16 protein-coding genes are annotated in these 15,157 nt (G+C 68.2%); 3 read left to right on the top strand and 13 right to left on the bottom strand.

The features are described 5' to 3' along the window. From KF871_RS18205 to KF871_RS18195, 3 genes are all read right to left on the bottom strand, one after another. Positions 1 to 939: lytic transglycosylase domain-containing protein (locus KF871_RS18205; protein WP_291145892.1), on the bottom strand; the 939-nt coding region annotated here is incomplete at its 3' end. A gap of 72 nt (positions 940 to 1,011) precedes the next feature. After that, complete coding sequence (locus tag KF871_RS18200; RefSeq protein WP_291145890.1) at positions 1,012 to 2,376, bottom strand: MBL fold metallo-hydrolase; 1,365 nt, start codon at positions 2,374 to 2,376, stop codon at positions 1,012 to 1,014. 40 nt (positions 2,377 to 2,416) lie between these two features. Next, positions 2,417 to 3,427 (bottom strand): ZIP family metal transporter, encoded by a 1,011-nt coding sequence (locus tag KF871_RS18195; protein ID WP_291145888.1) that lies wholly within the window; start codon positions 3,425 to 3,427, stop codon positions 2,417 to 2,419. 149 nt (positions 3,428 to 3,576) lie between these two features. On the opposite strand from KF871_RS18195, the gene KF871_RS18190 reads away from it, so the two are divergent. Beyond that, complete coding sequence (locus tag KF871_RS18190) at positions 3,577 to 4,017, top strand: SRPBCC domain-containing protein (protein WP_291145886.1); 441 nt, start codon at positions 3,577 to 3,579, stop codon at positions 4,015 to 4,017. After that, positions 4,010 to 4,492 (top strand): DUF6314 family protein, encoded by a 483-nt coding sequence (locus KF871_RS18185; protein ID WP_291145884.1) that lies wholly within the window; start codon positions 4,010 to 4,012, stop codon positions 4,490 to 4,492. Before KF871_RS18190 ends, KF871_RS18185 begins: the two co-directional genes overlap by 8 nt. A gap of 209 nt (positions 4,493 to 4,701) precedes the next feature. Here KF871_RS18185 and dnaJ read toward each other — a convergent pair whose 3' ends face one another. From dnaJ to grpE, 3 genes are all read right to left on the bottom strand, one after another. Continuing rightward, a complete protein-coding gene (gene dnaJ, locus KF871_RS18180; RefSeq protein ID WP_291145882.1) occupies positions 4,702 to 5,841 on the bottom strand; it encodes a molecular chaperone DnaJ in 1,140 nt (379 codons plus the stop codon). A gap of 80 nt (positions 5,842 to 5,921) precedes the next feature. After that, entirely contained in the window at positions 5,922 to 7,853 is a 1,932-nt protein-coding gene (gene dnaK / locus KF871_RS18175) for a molecular chaperone DnaK (protein ID WP_291145880.1), read from the bottom strand. A 95-nt stretch (positions 7,854 to 7,948) separates the two neighbouring features. Further along, complete coding sequence (grpE, locus tag KF871_RS18170) at positions 7,949 to 8,512, bottom strand: nucleotide exchange factor GrpE (protein ID WP_291145877.1); 564 nt, start codon at positions 8,510 to 8,512, stop codon at positions 7,949 to 7,951. Between the two features lie 162 nt (positions 8,513 to 8,674). Here grpE and KF871_RS18165 point away from each other — a divergent pair, with 162 nt between their 5' ends. Then, complete coding sequence (locus tag KF871_RS18165) at positions 8,675 to 9,526, top strand: fumarylacetoacetate hydrolase family protein (protein ID WP_291145873.1); 852 nt, start codon at positions 8,675 to 8,677, stop codon at positions 9,524 to 9,526. Positions 9,527 to 9,574: 48 nt separating this feature from the next. Here KF871_RS18165 and KF871_RS18790 read toward each other — a convergent pair whose 3' ends face one another. The 7 genes from KF871_RS18790 to KF871_RS18130 form a co-directional block, all read right to left on the bottom strand. Continuing rightward, positions 9,575 to 10,027, bottom strand: coding sequence for a winged helix-turn-helix transcriptional regulator (locus tag KF871_RS18790; RefSeq protein ID WP_367172068.1), 453 nt, complete (start codon positions 10,025 to 10,027; stop codon positions 9,575 to 9,577). A 161-nt stretch (positions 10,028 to 10,188) separates the two neighbouring features. Beyond that, entirely contained in the window at positions 10,189 to 10,752 is a 564-nt protein-coding gene (locus tag KF871_RS18155; RefSeq protein WP_291145870.1) for a MarR family transcriptional regulator, read from the bottom strand. An 8-nt stretch (positions 10,753 to 10,760) separates the two neighbouring features. Beyond that, a complete protein-coding gene (locus tag KF871_RS18150; RefSeq protein WP_291145867.1) occupies positions 10,761 to 11,180 on the bottom strand; it encodes a thioesterase family protein in 420 nt (139 codons plus the stop codon). 55 nt (positions 11,181 to 11,235) lie between these two features. Beyond that, positions 11,236 to 12,000 carry an SDR family NAD(P)-dependent oxidoreductase gene (locus tag KF871_RS18145; protein ID WP_291145865.1) on the bottom strand — a complete coding sequence of 255 codons (765 nt, stop codon included), beginning with the start codon at positions 11,998 to 12,000 and terminating at the stop codon, positions 11,236 to 11,238. A gap of 32 nt (positions 12,001 to 12,032) precedes the next feature. Next, positions 12,033 to 12,431, bottom strand: coding sequence for a nuclear transport factor 2 family protein (locus KF871_RS18140; protein WP_291145863.1), 399 nt, complete (start codon positions 12,429 to 12,431; stop codon positions 12,033 to 12,035). Then, complete coding sequence (locus KF871_RS18135) at positions 12,428 to 14,290, bottom strand: feruloyl-CoA synthase (RefSeq protein ID WP_291145861.1); 1,863 nt, start codon at positions 14,288 to 14,290, stop codon at positions 12,428 to 12,430. Before KF871_RS18135 ends, KF871_RS18140 begins: the two co-directional genes overlap by 4 nt. Then, positions 14,287 to 15,069, bottom strand: a complete 783-nt coding sequence (locus tag KF871_RS18130; RefSeq protein WP_291145894.1) for a crotonase/enoyl-CoA hydratase family protein — start codon at positions 15,067 to 15,069, stop codon at positions 14,287 to 14,289. The genes KF871_RS18135 and KF871_RS18130 overlap by 4 nt, the downstream gene beginning before the upstream one ends. Between the last annotated feature and the right edge of the window lie 88 nt (positions 15,070 to 15,157).

Genomic DNA, 15,157 nt, shown 5'->3' with positions numbered 1-15,157 from the left:
GAAGGCCGGCCCTTCGGCGCCCGCGGGTGTGAGCAGGCCCATGGGCAGGTCGCCGGGCAGGGGCTCGCCATCTGCGCGGCGCACGCCGCGCGCGGCCCAGGTGCTGCCGGCGCGTTTGCTGCGGCGGCCCTCGCCGGCGGTGCTGAAGCCGGCCGGCAGCTTCACCTCAAAGCCCCAGGCCAGGCCGTCGCGCCAGCCCGCGCGCTGCAGGTAGTTGGCGGTGGAGGCGAGGGCGTCGGCCGCGCTGTCGAACAAGTCGGCGCGGCCATCGCCGTCAAAGTCCACCGCCAGGCGCTCGAAGGTGCTGGGCATGAACTGCGTCTGCCCGAAAGCACCCGCCCACGAGCCGGTGAAGCGCTCGGGCGCAAAGTGGCCGGCCTGCAGGATGCGCAGCGCGGCAAACAGCTCGGTGCGAAAGTAGCTTTGCCGCCGCCCCTCGCAAGAAAGTGACGCCAGCGAACGCACGATGGGCGTGCGGCCAAAGCCGCGCCCGTAGTTGCTCTCCACGCCCCACACGGCCACCACGGTGGCGGGGTCCACGCCGTAGGTGGTGTGCACGCGCTGCAGTACCTCGGCGTGCTGCTGCAGCATGGCCTGGCCGTCGGCCACGCGCTCGTCGTCCACCAGCACGGCCAGGTAGTCCCAGATGGGGGTCTTGAACTCGGGCTGCGTGTCCAGGCTGGCGATGACGCCGGTGTCGGCCTGAAGGCCGGCGGTGTGGGTGTCGAAGGTGTCGCCGCGCACGCCGCTGGCGATGGCGCTGGGGCGCAGTTTGGCCAGGCACTGGGCGAGGGTGTCGGATGGCGAGTCGACTTGTGCGGGTGCGGGTGAGGTGGCGGGTTCGGAAGTTGGTGCGGCGCTGGTCTGCGCCAGCGCCGACCAGGGCGCGGTCAGCGCCAGCGCGAGAGCGGGTGTCAGCAGTGCGGTGGGGGTGTGCATGGCAGAGGGAGGCGCGTTGCGCGCCAGAAGTTCAGTGCAATCGACCGCGCGGGCCGCTTCAGGCCATCCGGTTCAGGCCAGCCAGGTGCTGCCGTGCTCCGGCACCATGGCGTGCCAGCCCAGCGTGTGTTCGATGCGCGCGCGCAGCGCGTCGGACGCGGCCATGTCGCCGTGGGTGACGAACACGCGGTGCGGCGGTTTGGGCAGCTGCTGCAGCCAGGCCATCAGTTGATTGCTGTCGGCATGGGCCGAGGCCGAGGCCAGTTGCACCACCTCGGCCCGCACCGGCAGCTCTTGTCCGAACACGCGCAGCTGCGTGGCGCCGCTGGCCAGCGTGGCGCCGCGCGTGCCGGGCGCCTGGTAGCCGGTGAGCACCACCATGTTGCGGTGGTCGCCCAGGTACTGCACCAGGTGGTGCAGCACGCGCCCGCCAGTGGCCATGCCGCTGGCCGACAGCACGATCTTGGGCCCGTGCTGCAGGGCGATGGCCTTGGACTGCTCGACGCTCGACGTCATCTTGGCCACGTGCTCCATGTCGCGGCATTGCGCGGCGTTCAGTCGGTGCTCGCCCAGGTGCTGGTCGTACAGGTCGGTGGTGGAAATCGCCATCGGGCTGTCGAGGTAGACCGGCAGACCTTGCGGGACCACGCCCTGCGCCTTGAGTTGCACGATGGCGTGCAGCAGCGCTTGCGCACGCCCCACGGCAAACACCGGCACGACGGCCGTACCGCCGCGCGCGGCCACGCGGGCCAGCGCGGGGCCGAGCTCGGCCAGCAGGTCCTCGGCGGGGTGGGTGCGGTCGCCGTAGGTGGATTCGCACACCACCACGTCGGCCTCGGGCGGTGGCTCGGGCGGCAGCATCAGCATGTCGTCGGGGCGGCCCAGGTCGCCCGAGAACAGCAGGCGGCGCCCACCCACCTCAATCAACACACTGGTGGCGCCCAGAATGTGCCCGGCCCCGCTCAGGCGCACCTGCCAGCCACGCAGGGGCTCGAAGGTTTCGTGCAGGCGCACGGCGCGCAGGTGCTTGAGGCTGTCTTCGGCGTCTTCAACGGTGTAGAGCGGCAGCGCCGGCTTGTGCTTGCTGAAGCCCTTGCGGTTGGCAAAGGCGGCGTCTTCTTCCTGCAGGTGGCCGCTGTCGGGCAGCATGATGCGGCACAGGTCGCGTGTGCCAGTGCTGCACCAGGCCTTGCCCTTGAAGCCCTCTTTGACCAGCAGCGGAAAGTAGCCGCTGTGGTCGATGTGCGCATGGGTGAGCACCACCGCGCCGATCTGCGCCGGAATCACCGGCAGCGGGTCGCGGTTGCGCAGCCGCAGCTGCTTGAAACCCTGGAACAGCCCGCAGTCCACCAGCAGTCGCTGGTTGTCGTGTTCGACGAGGTACTTCGAGCCGGTGACGGTGCCGGTGCCGCCGAGGAATCGGATGTGAACGCCCATGGCAGGGCATCTTAGCCCCGTGTGCGGATGCGTCTGAGCCTCAGGCGAAGGCTTCGTTGAGCCAGATCATGAAGATGAAGCCCGCCAGCAGCGTGGCGCTGGCCGCGCCCTCGAAGCCGTTGCGGTGCGTCTCGGGAATGATCTCGTGGCTCACGACGAAGATCATGGCGCCCGCGGCCAGCGCCAGGCCCAGCGGGTAGAACACCGGCACGCTGCCCAGCACCAGCACACCCAGCAGGGCGCCCAGCGGTTCGGCCAGGCCGGTGAGGGCGGCCACGCCCCAGGCCTTGCCCGCGCCCATGCCCAGCGTGCGCAGGGCCATGGCCACGATCAGGCCTTCGGGCATGTTCTGCAGGCCGATGGCCAGCGCCACGGCCGCGCCGTCGTGCACGGTGTTGGCGTTGGCCGGGCCGGCGTAAGCGGCGCCCACGGCCAGGCCCTCGGGCACGTTGTGGATCATCAGCGCCAGCACCATGAGCCAGGCGCGCTGGGTGTCGGCCTTGGTCTCGGCATCTGCGGCGCCCCACGCGGCGGTGTGGCCGTGCGCGGCCGGCGGCAGCACGGCGTGCTCGTGCGGCAGTGCGCGGTCGATCAGCAGCATCAGCCCCATGCCCAGCGCCAAGCCCAGGCCCGACAGCAGGGCGCTGGTGCCGCCCGCGCCCACCAGCGCCCTGGCCGCGTCCAGCGAGGGCATGAGCAGCGAGAACACGGCGGCCGCCAGCATCACTCCGGCCGAAAACGACATGAAGGCCGACTCCTGCCGCTTGCCGATGCGCTGCACCACGAACACGGGCAAGGCGCCCACCGCCGTGGCCACCGCGGCCAGCAACGAGGCCTGCACGCCGGCCACCAGCGCGGTGCCGCCTTCCACCGCCATCCACCACGCCCGCGTGGGCCCCCAGAAGGTGGACGCCGCCGCCAGCCCCGCCATGGCCAGCACGCCCGCGGCCAGCGCCAGCAGGGCGTTGCGCAGGGCGTGCGCCGGCACCGGCAGTTCAAGCTGCTGCAACTGGGCCCACACGGGCTGGATCTGGCGGACAAGGGTGGCCATGGGTGCTCCGTCAATCGATGTGAGCGATGAGTTTGCCAAAAGCTATCAATCAAGGCCAATCGATCGTCCCAATGGGGGGCATAGGCCCGCCGTGTGTGTGCGCGGGCGGATGGTGCAGACTCGCGGCTCCTTCACTGGCGGAGAACCGCATGGACAGCCCCCAGACCGACGAGCGCAGCCTGCACACCCAACGGGTACTGCCCTTCGACGCGGCCGCCATCTACGGCGCCTTTGCCGATGGCGCGACGCTGGCCAGTTGGTGGGGGCCGGCGGGTTTCAGCAACGCCTTCGAGGTGTTCGAGTTCCGCGAAGGGGGTGCCTGGGTGTTCGACATGATCGGCCCCGATGGCCAGCGCTACGCGAATCGCAGCGTGTTCCAGCGGCTGGTGGCCGGCGAGTGCGTGGTGATCCGCCACGATTGCGCGCCCTGGTTCACGCTGACCGTGGCGCTGACACCCGCGCCCCAGGGCACGCGTCTGGACTGGACGCAGACCTTCGACGACCCGAAGTTCATGCAAGCCATGCGCGGCGTGCTGGTGCCCGCGAACGAACAGAACCTGGACCGGCTCACCGCTGCCTTGCATGGCTGAGGCCTTGGTTGCGCGTGAGGCCCTGGCCGATGTGCTCGCAGCGTTGAGCCGCGTGCGCACCCTGCGTTTCGAAGCGCGCAGCCAGGCCGGCACGGGCTGGGACGGCGTGGGCACGGGCGAGGTGCGGGTGAGCAGCCCGCAACCGGGCGTGGTGCTGTTCGAGGAAGCCGGCGTGTGGCAGGCCGAGCGGCCCGGCGCGGCGGGCGTGGCTTTCCGCAACGTGTTTCGCTGGACGGCGGTGGGCGAGCGGCTGCGCTTGGAGCACCTGCGCCAGGGGCCGGACCACCCGGTGTTTCTGTTCGACCTGGCCTGGGCCGGCGAGGGCAGTTGGCACACCGTGCAGCCGCACCTGTGCGCGGCCGATGTCTATGCGGCGCAGCTGCACTGCGAGGCCGATGCGATCAGCGTGGCCTGGACCATCCGCGGGCCGCGCAAGGACGAGGCGATTCGGTACCGGTACGGCGCCGCGACCTGACCAGGCGCCAGCGTCCAAAAAAAAAAGCGGCACCGAGGTGCCGCTTGCTTGTGGGGTAGCTGCTTACGAGAAGAAATCCTTCGCCTTTTAGCAAGAGTCCAAAGGCCAACTGTCGCTGGCGCTGCGCACTTCTTCCCTTGCGAGAAGAAGTCTTTGGCCTTCTGCAGAAAAGCGAAAGGCGTGCTGTCGCCCGCCTGTGCCTTTTTCTCTCACGAGAAAAAGTCTTTCGCTTTTTCAAACCATCCTTTGTCGTTCGGGCTGTGTTTGTGCCCGCCTTTCTTGAACGACTCGTCAAGCTCTTTGAGCAGCTTGCGCTGGTGCTCGGTGAGCTTGACCGGCGTTTCCACCGCCACGTGGCAGTACAGGTCGCCGGGGTAGCTGGAGCGCACGCCCTTGATGCCCTTGCCGCGCAGGCGGAAAGTCTTGCCGCTTTGCGTGCCCTCGGGCAGGTCGATGGTGGCCTTGCCTTGCAGCGTGGGCACGTCGATCTCGCCACCCAGGGCGGCGGTGGTCATGGGCACCGGCACCTGGCAGTGCAAGTCGTCGCCGTCGCGCTCGAAGATGTCGTGCTTGCGCAGCCGGATCTCGATGTACAGGTCGCCCGCGGGGCCGCCGTTCTGCCCCGGCTCGCCGTTGCCGGTGGAGCGGATGCGCTGGCCGTCGTCGATGCCGGCGGGAATCTTGATCTCCAGCGTCTTCTGCTTCTTGATCTTGCCCTGGCCGTGGCAGGTGGTGCAGGGCTCGGGGATCACCTTGCCGCGGCCCTGGCAGGTCGGGCAGGTCTGCTGCACGCTGAAGAAGCCCTGGCGCATCTGCACCACGCCCTGCCCATGGCAAGTGCCACAGGTCTTGGCGCTGGTGCCGGGCTTGGCGCCGCTGCCGTGGCAGGTCTCGCAGTCGTCCCAGCTCGGGATGCGGATCTGCGTTTCCTTGCCGTTGGCGGCCTCTTCAAGCGAGACCTCCATCGCATACGACAGGTCGGCGCCGCGGTAGACCTGACGGCCGCCGCCCGCACCCCGGCGGGCACCGCCGAAGATGTCGCCAAAGATGTCGCCGAAGGCGTCCCCAAAGGCGCCAAAGCCCTCGGCGCCACCCGCTGCGCCACCGCGCATGTTCGGGTCGACACCGGCGTGGCCGTACTGGTCGTAAGCCGCCTTCTTCTGCGGGTCCGACAGCATCTCGTAGGCCTCTTTGGCCTCTTTGAACTTCTCTTCGGCGCCCTTGGCCGCATCGCCCTGGTTGCGATCCGGGTGGTGCTTCATGGCGAGCTTGCGGTACGCCTTCTTGATCTCCTCATCGGAGGCGTTCTTGGGCACACCCAGCACTTCGTAAAAGTCGCGTTTGGCCATGTTGTTGGAGCGTTGTCTGTGAGCACGAACGCCGCGTCAGGTTGCCCCGACGCGGCGCGATGGCAGATCGGGCGAAACGATCAACCCTTCTTGACCTCTTTCACTTCCGCGTCGACCACGTCGTCGTCGGCCGCGGGCTTGGCTTCGGCTTGCGTTTCGGCGCCTGCACCGGCGGCGGCTTGTTCGGCCTGTTGCGCGGCGTAGACCTTCTCGCCCAGCTTCTGGCTGGTGGTCATCAGGGCCGTGGTCTTGGCTTCGATGTCGTCCTTGTCCTCGCCCTTGGCGGCTTCTTCCAGGGCCTTGAGCGCGTCTTCGATGGCGGTTTTTTCGGCCGCTTCGAGCTTGTCGCCGTGTTCGCCCAGGCTCTTCTTCACGCTGTGGACCATGGCTTCGGCCTGGTTGCGGGCCTGCACGAGTTCGACCTTCTTCTTGTCTTCGGCGGCGTTGAGCTCGGCGTCTTTCACCATCTGCTGGATCTCGGCTTCGGACAGACCCGAGTTGGCCTTGATGGTGATCTTGTTTTCCTTGCCGGTGCCCTTGTCCTTGGCGCCCACGTGCAGGATGCCGTTGGCGTCGATGTCGAAGGTCACTTCGATCTGCGGCAGGCCACGCGGTGCGGCGGGGATGCCTTCGAGGTTGAACTCACCCAGCAGCTTGTTGCCGGATGCGATTTCGCGCTCGCCCTGGAACACCTTGATGGTCACGGCCGGCTGGTTGTCGTCGGCGGTGGAGAACACCTGCGAGAACTTGGTCGGGATGGTGGTGTTCTTGGCGATCATCTTGGTCATGACGCCACCCATGGTTTCGATGCCCAGCGACAGCGGAGTCACGTCGAGCAGCAGCACGTCCTTGCGGTCACCCGAGAGCACCTGGCCTTGGATGGCGGCGCCGACGGCCACGGCTTCATCGGGGTTGACGTCCTTGCGCGGCTCCTTGCCGAAGAACTCCTTGACCTTGTCCTGCACCTTGGGCATGCGGGTCATGCCGCCGACCAGGATCACGTCGTGGATCTCGCCCACGCTCACGCCGGCGTCCTTGATGGCGGTGCGGCAGGGCGCGATGGTGCGTTCGATCAGCTCTTCCACCAGGGCCTCGAGCTTGGCGCGGGTGAGCTTGATGTTCAGGTGCTTCGGGCCCGAGGCATCGGCCGTGATGTAGGGCAGGTTGATGTCGGTGGCGGCCGAGGACGACAGCTCGATCTTGGCCTTCTCGGCGGCTTCCTTCAGGCGCTGCAGGGCCAGCACGTCCTTGCTCAGGTCGACGCCTTGCTCTTTCTTGAACTCGGAAATGATGTGGTCGATGATGCGCTGGTCGAAGTCTTCACCGCCCAGGAAGGTGTCGCCGTTGGTGGAGAGCACTTCGAACTGCTTCTCGCCATCGACGTCGGCGATCTCGATGATGGACACGTCGAAGGTGCCACCGCCCAGGTCATACACGGCGATCTTGCGGTCGCCCTTGTCCTGCTTGTCCAGGCCGAAGGCCAGGGCCGCAGCGGTGGGCTCGTTGATGATGCGCTTGACGTCGAGGCCGGCGATGCGGCCGGCGTCTTTGGTGGCTTGGCGCTGGGCGTCGTTGAAGTACGCGGGCACGGTGATGACGGCCTCGGTGACCGGCTCGCCCAGGTAGTCCTCGGCGGTTTTCTTCATCTTGCGCAGGATGTCGGCCGACACTTGCTGGGCCGAGATTTTCTTGCCGCGCACTTCGACCCAGGCGTCGCCGTTGTCGGCCGCGACGATGGAGTAGGGCATCAGGTCGATGTCCTTTTGCACTTCCTTCTCGGTGAACTTGCGACCGATCAGGCGCTTGATGGCGTACAGCGTGTTCTTGGGGTTGGTCACGGCCTGGCGCTTGGCCGAGGCGCCGACCAGCACCTCACCGTCTTCCTGGTAGGCAACGATCGACGGCGTGGTGCGTGCACCTTCGCTGTTCTCGATCACCTTGGTGTTGTTGCCTTCCATGATGGCCACGCACGAGTTCGTGGTGCCGAGGTCGATGCCGATGATGCGTCCCATGTGGTTCTCCGTCCGAATGTGGAAATAGGTGTGAAAGTGATGTGCGGAAGGTGTGGATAAGCAGTGGGCTTTTCAAGCCCCTGCTGTGGACAAGTTCATTTGGGGGCCGCCACCGTGACCAGCGCCGGGCGCAGCACGCGGTCGGCAATGAGGTAGCCCTTTTGCAGCACCGTCACCACGGTGTTGGGCTCCTGGTCGGCGGGCACCATGCTGATGGCCTGGTGCTGGTGGGGGTCGAACTTTGCCGTAGCGGCCGGAGCAATCTCGACCACCTTGTGGCGCTCCAGCGCGCTCTTGAGTTGTTTGAGCGTGGCCTCGGTGCCTTCGCGCAGCTGCTCGCGCGTGGCTTCCTGAACGGCCAGACCGGCTTCGAGGCTGTCGGCCACCGCCAGCAGGCTTTCGGCAAAGCTCTCGACCGCGAATTTGCGCGCCTTGGACACCTCTTCGTCGGCGCGGCGGCGGGCGTTTTCGGCCTCGGCCTTGGCGCGCAGGTACTGATCGGCCAGATCGGCGTTCTGTGCCTTGGCCTTGTCCAGCTCGGCCTGCAAGGCGGTCTGAGCGTCGGCTTCGTTGGCGGCCTGCGCGGCCTCGGCTTCCTCGGGGCTCATGGGCGCGGTGTCCTGAGGGGCTTTCGGGTCGTGGGGAGGCGTCTGGCTCATCGTTTCAGGGCGTTGCGGTGGGTGGGATAGGGCGGGTTTGCCCGACAAGTCGGGCAATTGGGGCGCTTGACCCGCTTTTCAAGGGGGAGCGGGAAACTTTTCTGCGCCTGGTTGGTGGCCCGGGCAGAATCGGCGCCCTTCGCATTCCTTCACAGCCGAACCATGAAACTGATTCGCCATGGGCAGCCGGGCGCCGAATTGCCCGGCCTGATCGACGCCAGCGGCACGCTGCGTGACCTCTCGGGCGTGCTGGCCGACATCGAGCCGGCCACGCTGGGCCCGGATTCTATGGCCCGCCTGGCCTCGCTCGACCCCCTGACGCTGCCGCCCGTGCCATTCGGCACGCGCCTGGGCCCGTGTGTGGGGCGTGTGGGCAACGTGGTCGCCATCGGGCTGAACTACGCCGACCACGCGGCCGAAGCCGGCCTCAAGCCGCCGGGCCAGCCCATCGTGTTCAACAAGCACAGCGCCGCGATCAGCGGCCCCAACGACGATGTGTGGCTGCCGCCGGGCTCGACCCAGCTCGACTGGGAGGTGGAGCTGGGCATCGTGATCGGCCAGCGCACCTTCCATGTGAGCGAGGCGGATGCGCTGAGCCACGTAGCGGGCTTCTGCCTGGTCAACGACGTGTCGGAGCGCGCCTACCAGATGGCCTACGAAGGCCAGTGGGTCAAGGGCAAGAGCTACCCCACGCACTGCCCGATCGGCCCCTGGCTGATCACGCCCGACGAGCTGGGCGACCCGCAGGACGTGGACCTGTGGCTGGACGTGAACGGCGTGCGCCGCCAGAGCGGCAACACCCGCACCATGATCTTCGGCGTGGCCCACATCGTGAGCTACCTCAGCCGCTTCATGGTGCTGCAACCCGGCGACGTGATCCCCACCGGCACCCCGCCGGGGGTGGGCATGGGCCACAAGCCGCCGCTGTATCTGAAGGCGGGCGACGTGATCACCCTGGGCGGGCGCGGCCTGGGCGAGCAGCGTCAGGTGGTGGTGGACAGCCCGGCGGCCTGAGCGCCACATGGGCGACCCGGGTTGCCCGGGTTGCCCGGGTTGCGGCCTTCAGGCCGCCGCGCGCAGGCCGTGGCGCACGGCGGCATGGCGCTTGGGTGCCGATCGCGCGCTGCCGTTGCGCCCGGCCGGTGCCAGCGACTTGGCGCTGCCATTGCCGTTGGCATGGCCACCGGCATGGCCGTTGTGGTCTGCCCGGGCGGCCTGACGTTGCTGCTGGTGTTGCCAGCGCCCCGCATAGGGTTTGAGATCGGCCAGGCGGCGCACCAGCTCGGCGCCGTGCGGCGTGAGCAGGTAGCCGCTGCCGTTGTGGTCGATCAGGTGGGCGCCGCGCAATTCCTTCAGCCGGGTGTTGAGCGTGTTGGGGGTCACCCCGCCCACGCTGTCCTGCAGCAGCCGAAAGGTTTGCGGGTGGCCATCGGCCAGTGCCCACACGATGCGCATGGCGTAGCGTGACTCCAGCAGCTCGAACAGCTGGATCAGGGCGTCGTTGTCCTTGCTCATGGGCGGTCTCCTCGCGCGGCCTGGACGGGGCCTGTTCTTGCCAGAGCGGTCCACTATAGGCACGCAAGGGCGCGCTACCAAGTTGCTAGCTGTGTGCGGTGCAGCAATGTGGCGATCGGGCCACCCGGGTTAGCGCCCGTTGACAGGCGCGCGCGACGGGTTCAGAGCCCGGCGTCGCCGTTGCCGGCGCCGGCGCTACCCGGGCGGTAGACCTTGCGCAGCAGCGATATGAGGGTCTCGACCTCGTCGCTGGACAAGGCCGCCGTGGCCTCGGCCTCGAGCGCGCTGGCCGTTGCCTGGGCCTCGCGGTGCAGCTTCGCGCCCGCGGCGGAGAGGTGCAGGCCGAAGGCGCGGCCGTCGCTGGGGTGGGGCTTGCGCACGATGAGCTTGCGCTTGATCAGCGCCTTGACCATGCCTACCAGGTTGGGCGGCAGGATGTCCAGCGCCGCGCAGATCTGCCGCGAGGTGACCCCCGGGTTGTGCGCGATGACGGTGAGCACCGAGAAGTCGACCGGGCGCAGGTCGTACGGGGCCATGCGGCGCAGAAAGATCGCGATGACCGACAGCGCCGCGCGGCGCGCGTTGTAGCCCACCAGGGTCTCGAGGTAGCGCGTGTCGGGCAGGCCGTCGCCCATCGGCGCGGCGGCCGGTGCCGGCTCGGGCGCCGACGATTTGCGCGCACCACGAGGGCGGCGCATGGCGTTGGCGATGGAGGTCTCCGGCATGGGCGGGATTATTCGCACAGGCGGCGAATGTCATCGGGCACGGGTATCGCGCGGATGCGCGACGCATCGGCCGGATCACGCTCGCAGAAGGCGCGCACCTCGGTGCCTTCGCACAGCAGGGTGTCGCCGCGCATCACGCGGTGCTGGTGCTTGAAGACCTTGGCCCCCCACTCGATGACGCTGGTGTGCACCTGGATGCGCTCGCCATAGGTGGCCGGGCGCTTGAACACGGTGTGAATCTCCAGCAGCGGTGTGCCGATGATGCCGCGCGTCTTGACCAGTTCGCGCCAGGGCGGCACGCCGCACTGCACGAAGAAGTTCAGCGAGGACGCGTCCATCCATTTGCTGAAGTTGGGGAAGAAGACGATGCCGGCGGGATCGCAATCGCCGAACATCACCTCCACTTCATAGACAACCACCTTGGTCATGAGCAACGGCTTTCAGGAGAGGGCATGGAACCGGTGTTCCACGGAGATGGACAGCTCAGCGCGGCGCCATGCGCAGCGCGCCGTCGAGGCGGATCACCTCGCCGTTGAGGTGCGTGTTGGTGACGATGTGCGCCGCCAGCGCTGCGAACTCTTCGGGCTTGCCCAGGCGAGACGGGAAGGGGATGCTGGCCGCCAGCGAGGCCTGCACCGGCTCGGGCAGCTGGCGCATCAGCGGCGTGGAGAACAGCCCCGGGGCGATGGTGCAGACGCGGATGCCGTGCTGTGCGAGGTCGCGCGCCATCGGCAGCGTCATGCCGACGAGGCCACCTTTGGACGCGCTGTAGGCCTGCTGGCCGACCTGACCGTCGTAAGCGGCCACGCTGGCGGTGAACAGCATCACGCCGCGCTCGCCGTCTTCCATGGGGTCGAGCTTGGCGCAGGCCGCGGCAAACAGGCGGCTGGCGTTGTAGGTGCCGATGAGGTTGACGTTGATGACCTTGGCGAAGTCTTCCAGCGGCGCGGCGCTGCCGTCCTTTTGCACCACGCGCTTGGCGGTGCCGATGCCGGCGATGTTCATCAGCATGCGCGCCGGACCGTGCGCGGCAGCGGCGGCATCGATGGCGGCCTGCACGCTGGCGGTGTCGGTCACGTCGCACTTGAGCCCGATGCCCCCGATGTCGGCCGCCACGCGTTGCGCGCCTTCGAGGTTGACGTCAAGCACCGCGACCTTGGCGCCCAGGCGGGCCAGTTCGCGTGCGGTGGCTTCGCCGAGGCCGGAGCCGCCGCCGGTGACGAGTGCGGCCTGTCCTTGAATGTTCATGGTGTCTCCTGTTGGGTGGTGGTTGTGGCGCGTCAGGCGTACTTGTCGCCGACCTCTTCGCGCAGTGGATGGGTGTCGTAGACGATGTTCATGTCCGCGATGCGGTCGCTGCCGGGGCGGAAGGTGAACACGTCCACGCAGGTGAAGGTGACGACCTTGCCGTCCTTGAGCGTCCAGTCGTAGCGGAAGTAGGCGGCCACCCGCGTGTGCTGGGTGGCCGGCTCGACGCTGGCGAAGAGGTCGATGGGCGTGATGACGCTGTTGCTCGAGGCCTGCGCCAGGCGCGGAAAGAAATCGCGCGCGAGCATGTCGCCCAGAAAGGGCGAATGCACCATGCCGTCGGCCTCGAAGCTGGCGATGAGGCCGGCGGTGTCGCTGGCGTGCAGTGCCTTGAGGTAGCGCCGGATGGTGTCTATCTGCGGTTGGCTCATTGGGGCTTGAGGGTGTTGGGCGCGGTGCCGGCGTGCAGCGCGGCGACGAGCTCGGCGCGGTGCTTGAGCACGGCGCGCTGGTTGATGGAGCCCTTGTCGGTGACCTCGCCCTTGTCGATGCTGGGTGGCTCGGCCAGCAGGATCAGGCGTGCCACGCGGTTGGCGCTGCCGGTGGCCTGCGCGGCCAGGTCGTTGACCACCTGCTGGAAGTGCGCGAGCACCTTGGGCGCGGTCAGCACCTCGGCCATGGGCGCATCGGCCGGCAGGCCGGCCAGGCCACGCACTGCACCGGTGGTGAAGAGCATGGCGCCGACTTCCTTCTCGTTGAGGCCGGTGATGACCGCGTCCTGCACGAAGGGGGCGCCCGCGGCGATGATCTTCGCGCGCAGCGGCCCCACGCTCACGAAGGTGCCGGTGGCGAGCTTGAAGTCCTCGGCGATGCGGCCGTCGAAGCGCAAGCCCAGGTGCGGGTTGCCGGGTTCGATCCAGCTCACCGCGTCGCCAGTGCAGAAGAAGCCTTCGTCGTCGTAAGCCTCGGCGGTGGCGTCGGGGCTGCGCCAGTAGCCGGGCGTGATGTTGGGGCCGCGGTAGCGCACCTCGACCTTGTCGCCGCTGGGCACCAGCTTGAGCTCCAGGCCCGGCGCGGGCAGGCCCAGATCGCCAGACTTCACCTCGGGGCGCGTGATGAAGATGCCGAAGGGCCCCGACTCGGTCATGCCCAGTCCGGTGCCCATCACCACGCGCTCGCCGATGGCCTGCTCCTGCACCGCGTGCAGCGTGTCCCACACCGGCTGCGCCAGCGCGGCGCCGGCATAGAAGAACATGCGCACGCGGCTGAGCAGGGTGTCGCGCAGCAAGGTGTCGGTCTTCATGGCGTTGGCGATGGCCTCGAAGCCGGTGGGCACATTGAAGTACACGGTGGGCGCGATCTCGCGCAGGTTGCGCAAGGTCTCGCCGATCAGCGCCGGTGTGGGTTTGCCGTCGTCGATGTAGAGCGTGCCACCGTGCATGAGCGTGAGGCCCACGTTGTGGTTGCCGCCAAAGGTGTGGTTCCAGGGCAGCCAGTCCACCAGCACCGGCGGCACGTCGGGGTCGGCCAGCAGCGGCATGCTTTGCGCCATTTGCCGCTGGTTGGCGCACCACATGCGGTGCGTGTTGATGACCGCCTTGGGCAGCTTGGTCGAGCCCGAGGTGAACAGGAACTTGACGATGGTCTCGGGGCCGGTGGCCTGCATGGCCGCGTCGATGGCCGGCGTGGGTTCGGTCGCGCGCAAGGTCGCGAAGCTGGTGGTGGCGCGCCCGGGCACCGTGCCACTGCCGGTGACGATCTCGACGTCGTCGCCCAGCGTGGCGAGCAGCGCGCGCTCGTAGCGCGGCGCGTCGGCCGCATAGACCAGGCCGGGCGTGAGCGTGTTCACCAGGTGGCGCAGCTTGTCGTAGTCCTGGCTGACCAGCGAATACGCGGGCGATGCGGGGGCCCAGGGGATGCCCGCGTACAGGCAGCCAAGGGCGATCTGCGCGTGCTCGAGGTCGTTCTCGCTGGCGATGAGCACCGGGCGCTCGGCGCTCAGGCCGCGATCGATCAGGCCTTGCCCGATGCGGCGCGCGGCGTCGAGCGCCTGCGCGTAGCTCAGGTGCACCCAGTCGCCGGTGCTGCCGTCGGGCAGGCGCTCGCGGCGCGCCATGAATGTGCGATCGGGTGCGACCCGGGCCCAGTAAACCAGGCGGTCGGTGAGCCGGTGGGGCCAGGCCTGCAAGGGCACCGTGGCCTTGAGGTAGGCGGTGCCGTCGTCGGTGTGACGAAGGTCGGCCTCGGTCACGCCGAAGGCCATCGGCCGGTAGCGTGGTGAAGCGCTCATTGCTTCTTCACCTTGGGGCCACGGCCTTCGAGAAACTCGCGCACGCGGGCCTTGGCTTCGGGCGCGTCCTGCACGATGGCCGACATCAGCGCTTCGGTGAAGAAGCCGTGGTCGGCCGGTTGGTCGGCGATGCGCGGCAGCGCCTGCATCAGCGCGTAGTTGGTCAGCGGCGCGTTGGCGGCAATGCGCGTGGCCAGTTCCATGGCCTTGTCCAGCGCGTTGCCCTGCGGCACCAGGTACTGGGCCAGGCCGGCGCGCTCGCCTTCGTCGGCGCTGAGCACACGGCCGGTGAACATCATGTCGGCCATGCGGGCGGTACCGATCAGGCGCGGGATGCGCACCGAACCACCGCCGCCAACAAAGATGCCGCGCGAACCCTCGGGCAGGGCGAAAAAGGTGGAGGCATCGGCCACGCGCACGTGGCAGGCGCTGGCCAGTTCCAGGCCGCCGCCGACGACGGCTCCGTGCAGTGCGGCCACCACCGGCACCGGGCCGCGTTCCACGCAGTCGAGTGCGGCGTGCCACAGGCGGGAATGGTGCAGGCCGGCGGCCGCGTCGCGCTCGCTCAGCTCGGACAGATCGAGGCCGGCGCAGAAGTGGTCGCCATTGCCATGGATGACGGCTGCGCGCACGCTGTGCGGCATGCCCTGGAAAACGTCGCGAATGGCGAGCACCAGACCGTCGTTGAGCGCGTTGCGTTTGGTCGGGCGGTTGAGGGTGATGAGAGCGACTTGCTGCTGGTCTCCGCGCAGCTCGATCGTGAGGTCGTTGGTCTGAATGGGCATGGTCTCGCTCGTGCTTGAGGTGGTCGTGGATTATTGTTATAAACCATAACCAAATCAACCCGACGCCCCGGCCCTGGCGTAC

This window comes from Hydrogenophaga sp., from assembly GCF_019635465.1.
Lineage (GTDB): Bacteria > Pseudomonadota > Gammaproteobacteria > Burkholderiales > Burkholderiaceae_C > Hydrogenophaga.
This window is presented reverse-complemented; position numbering and strand designations above follow the sequence as displayed.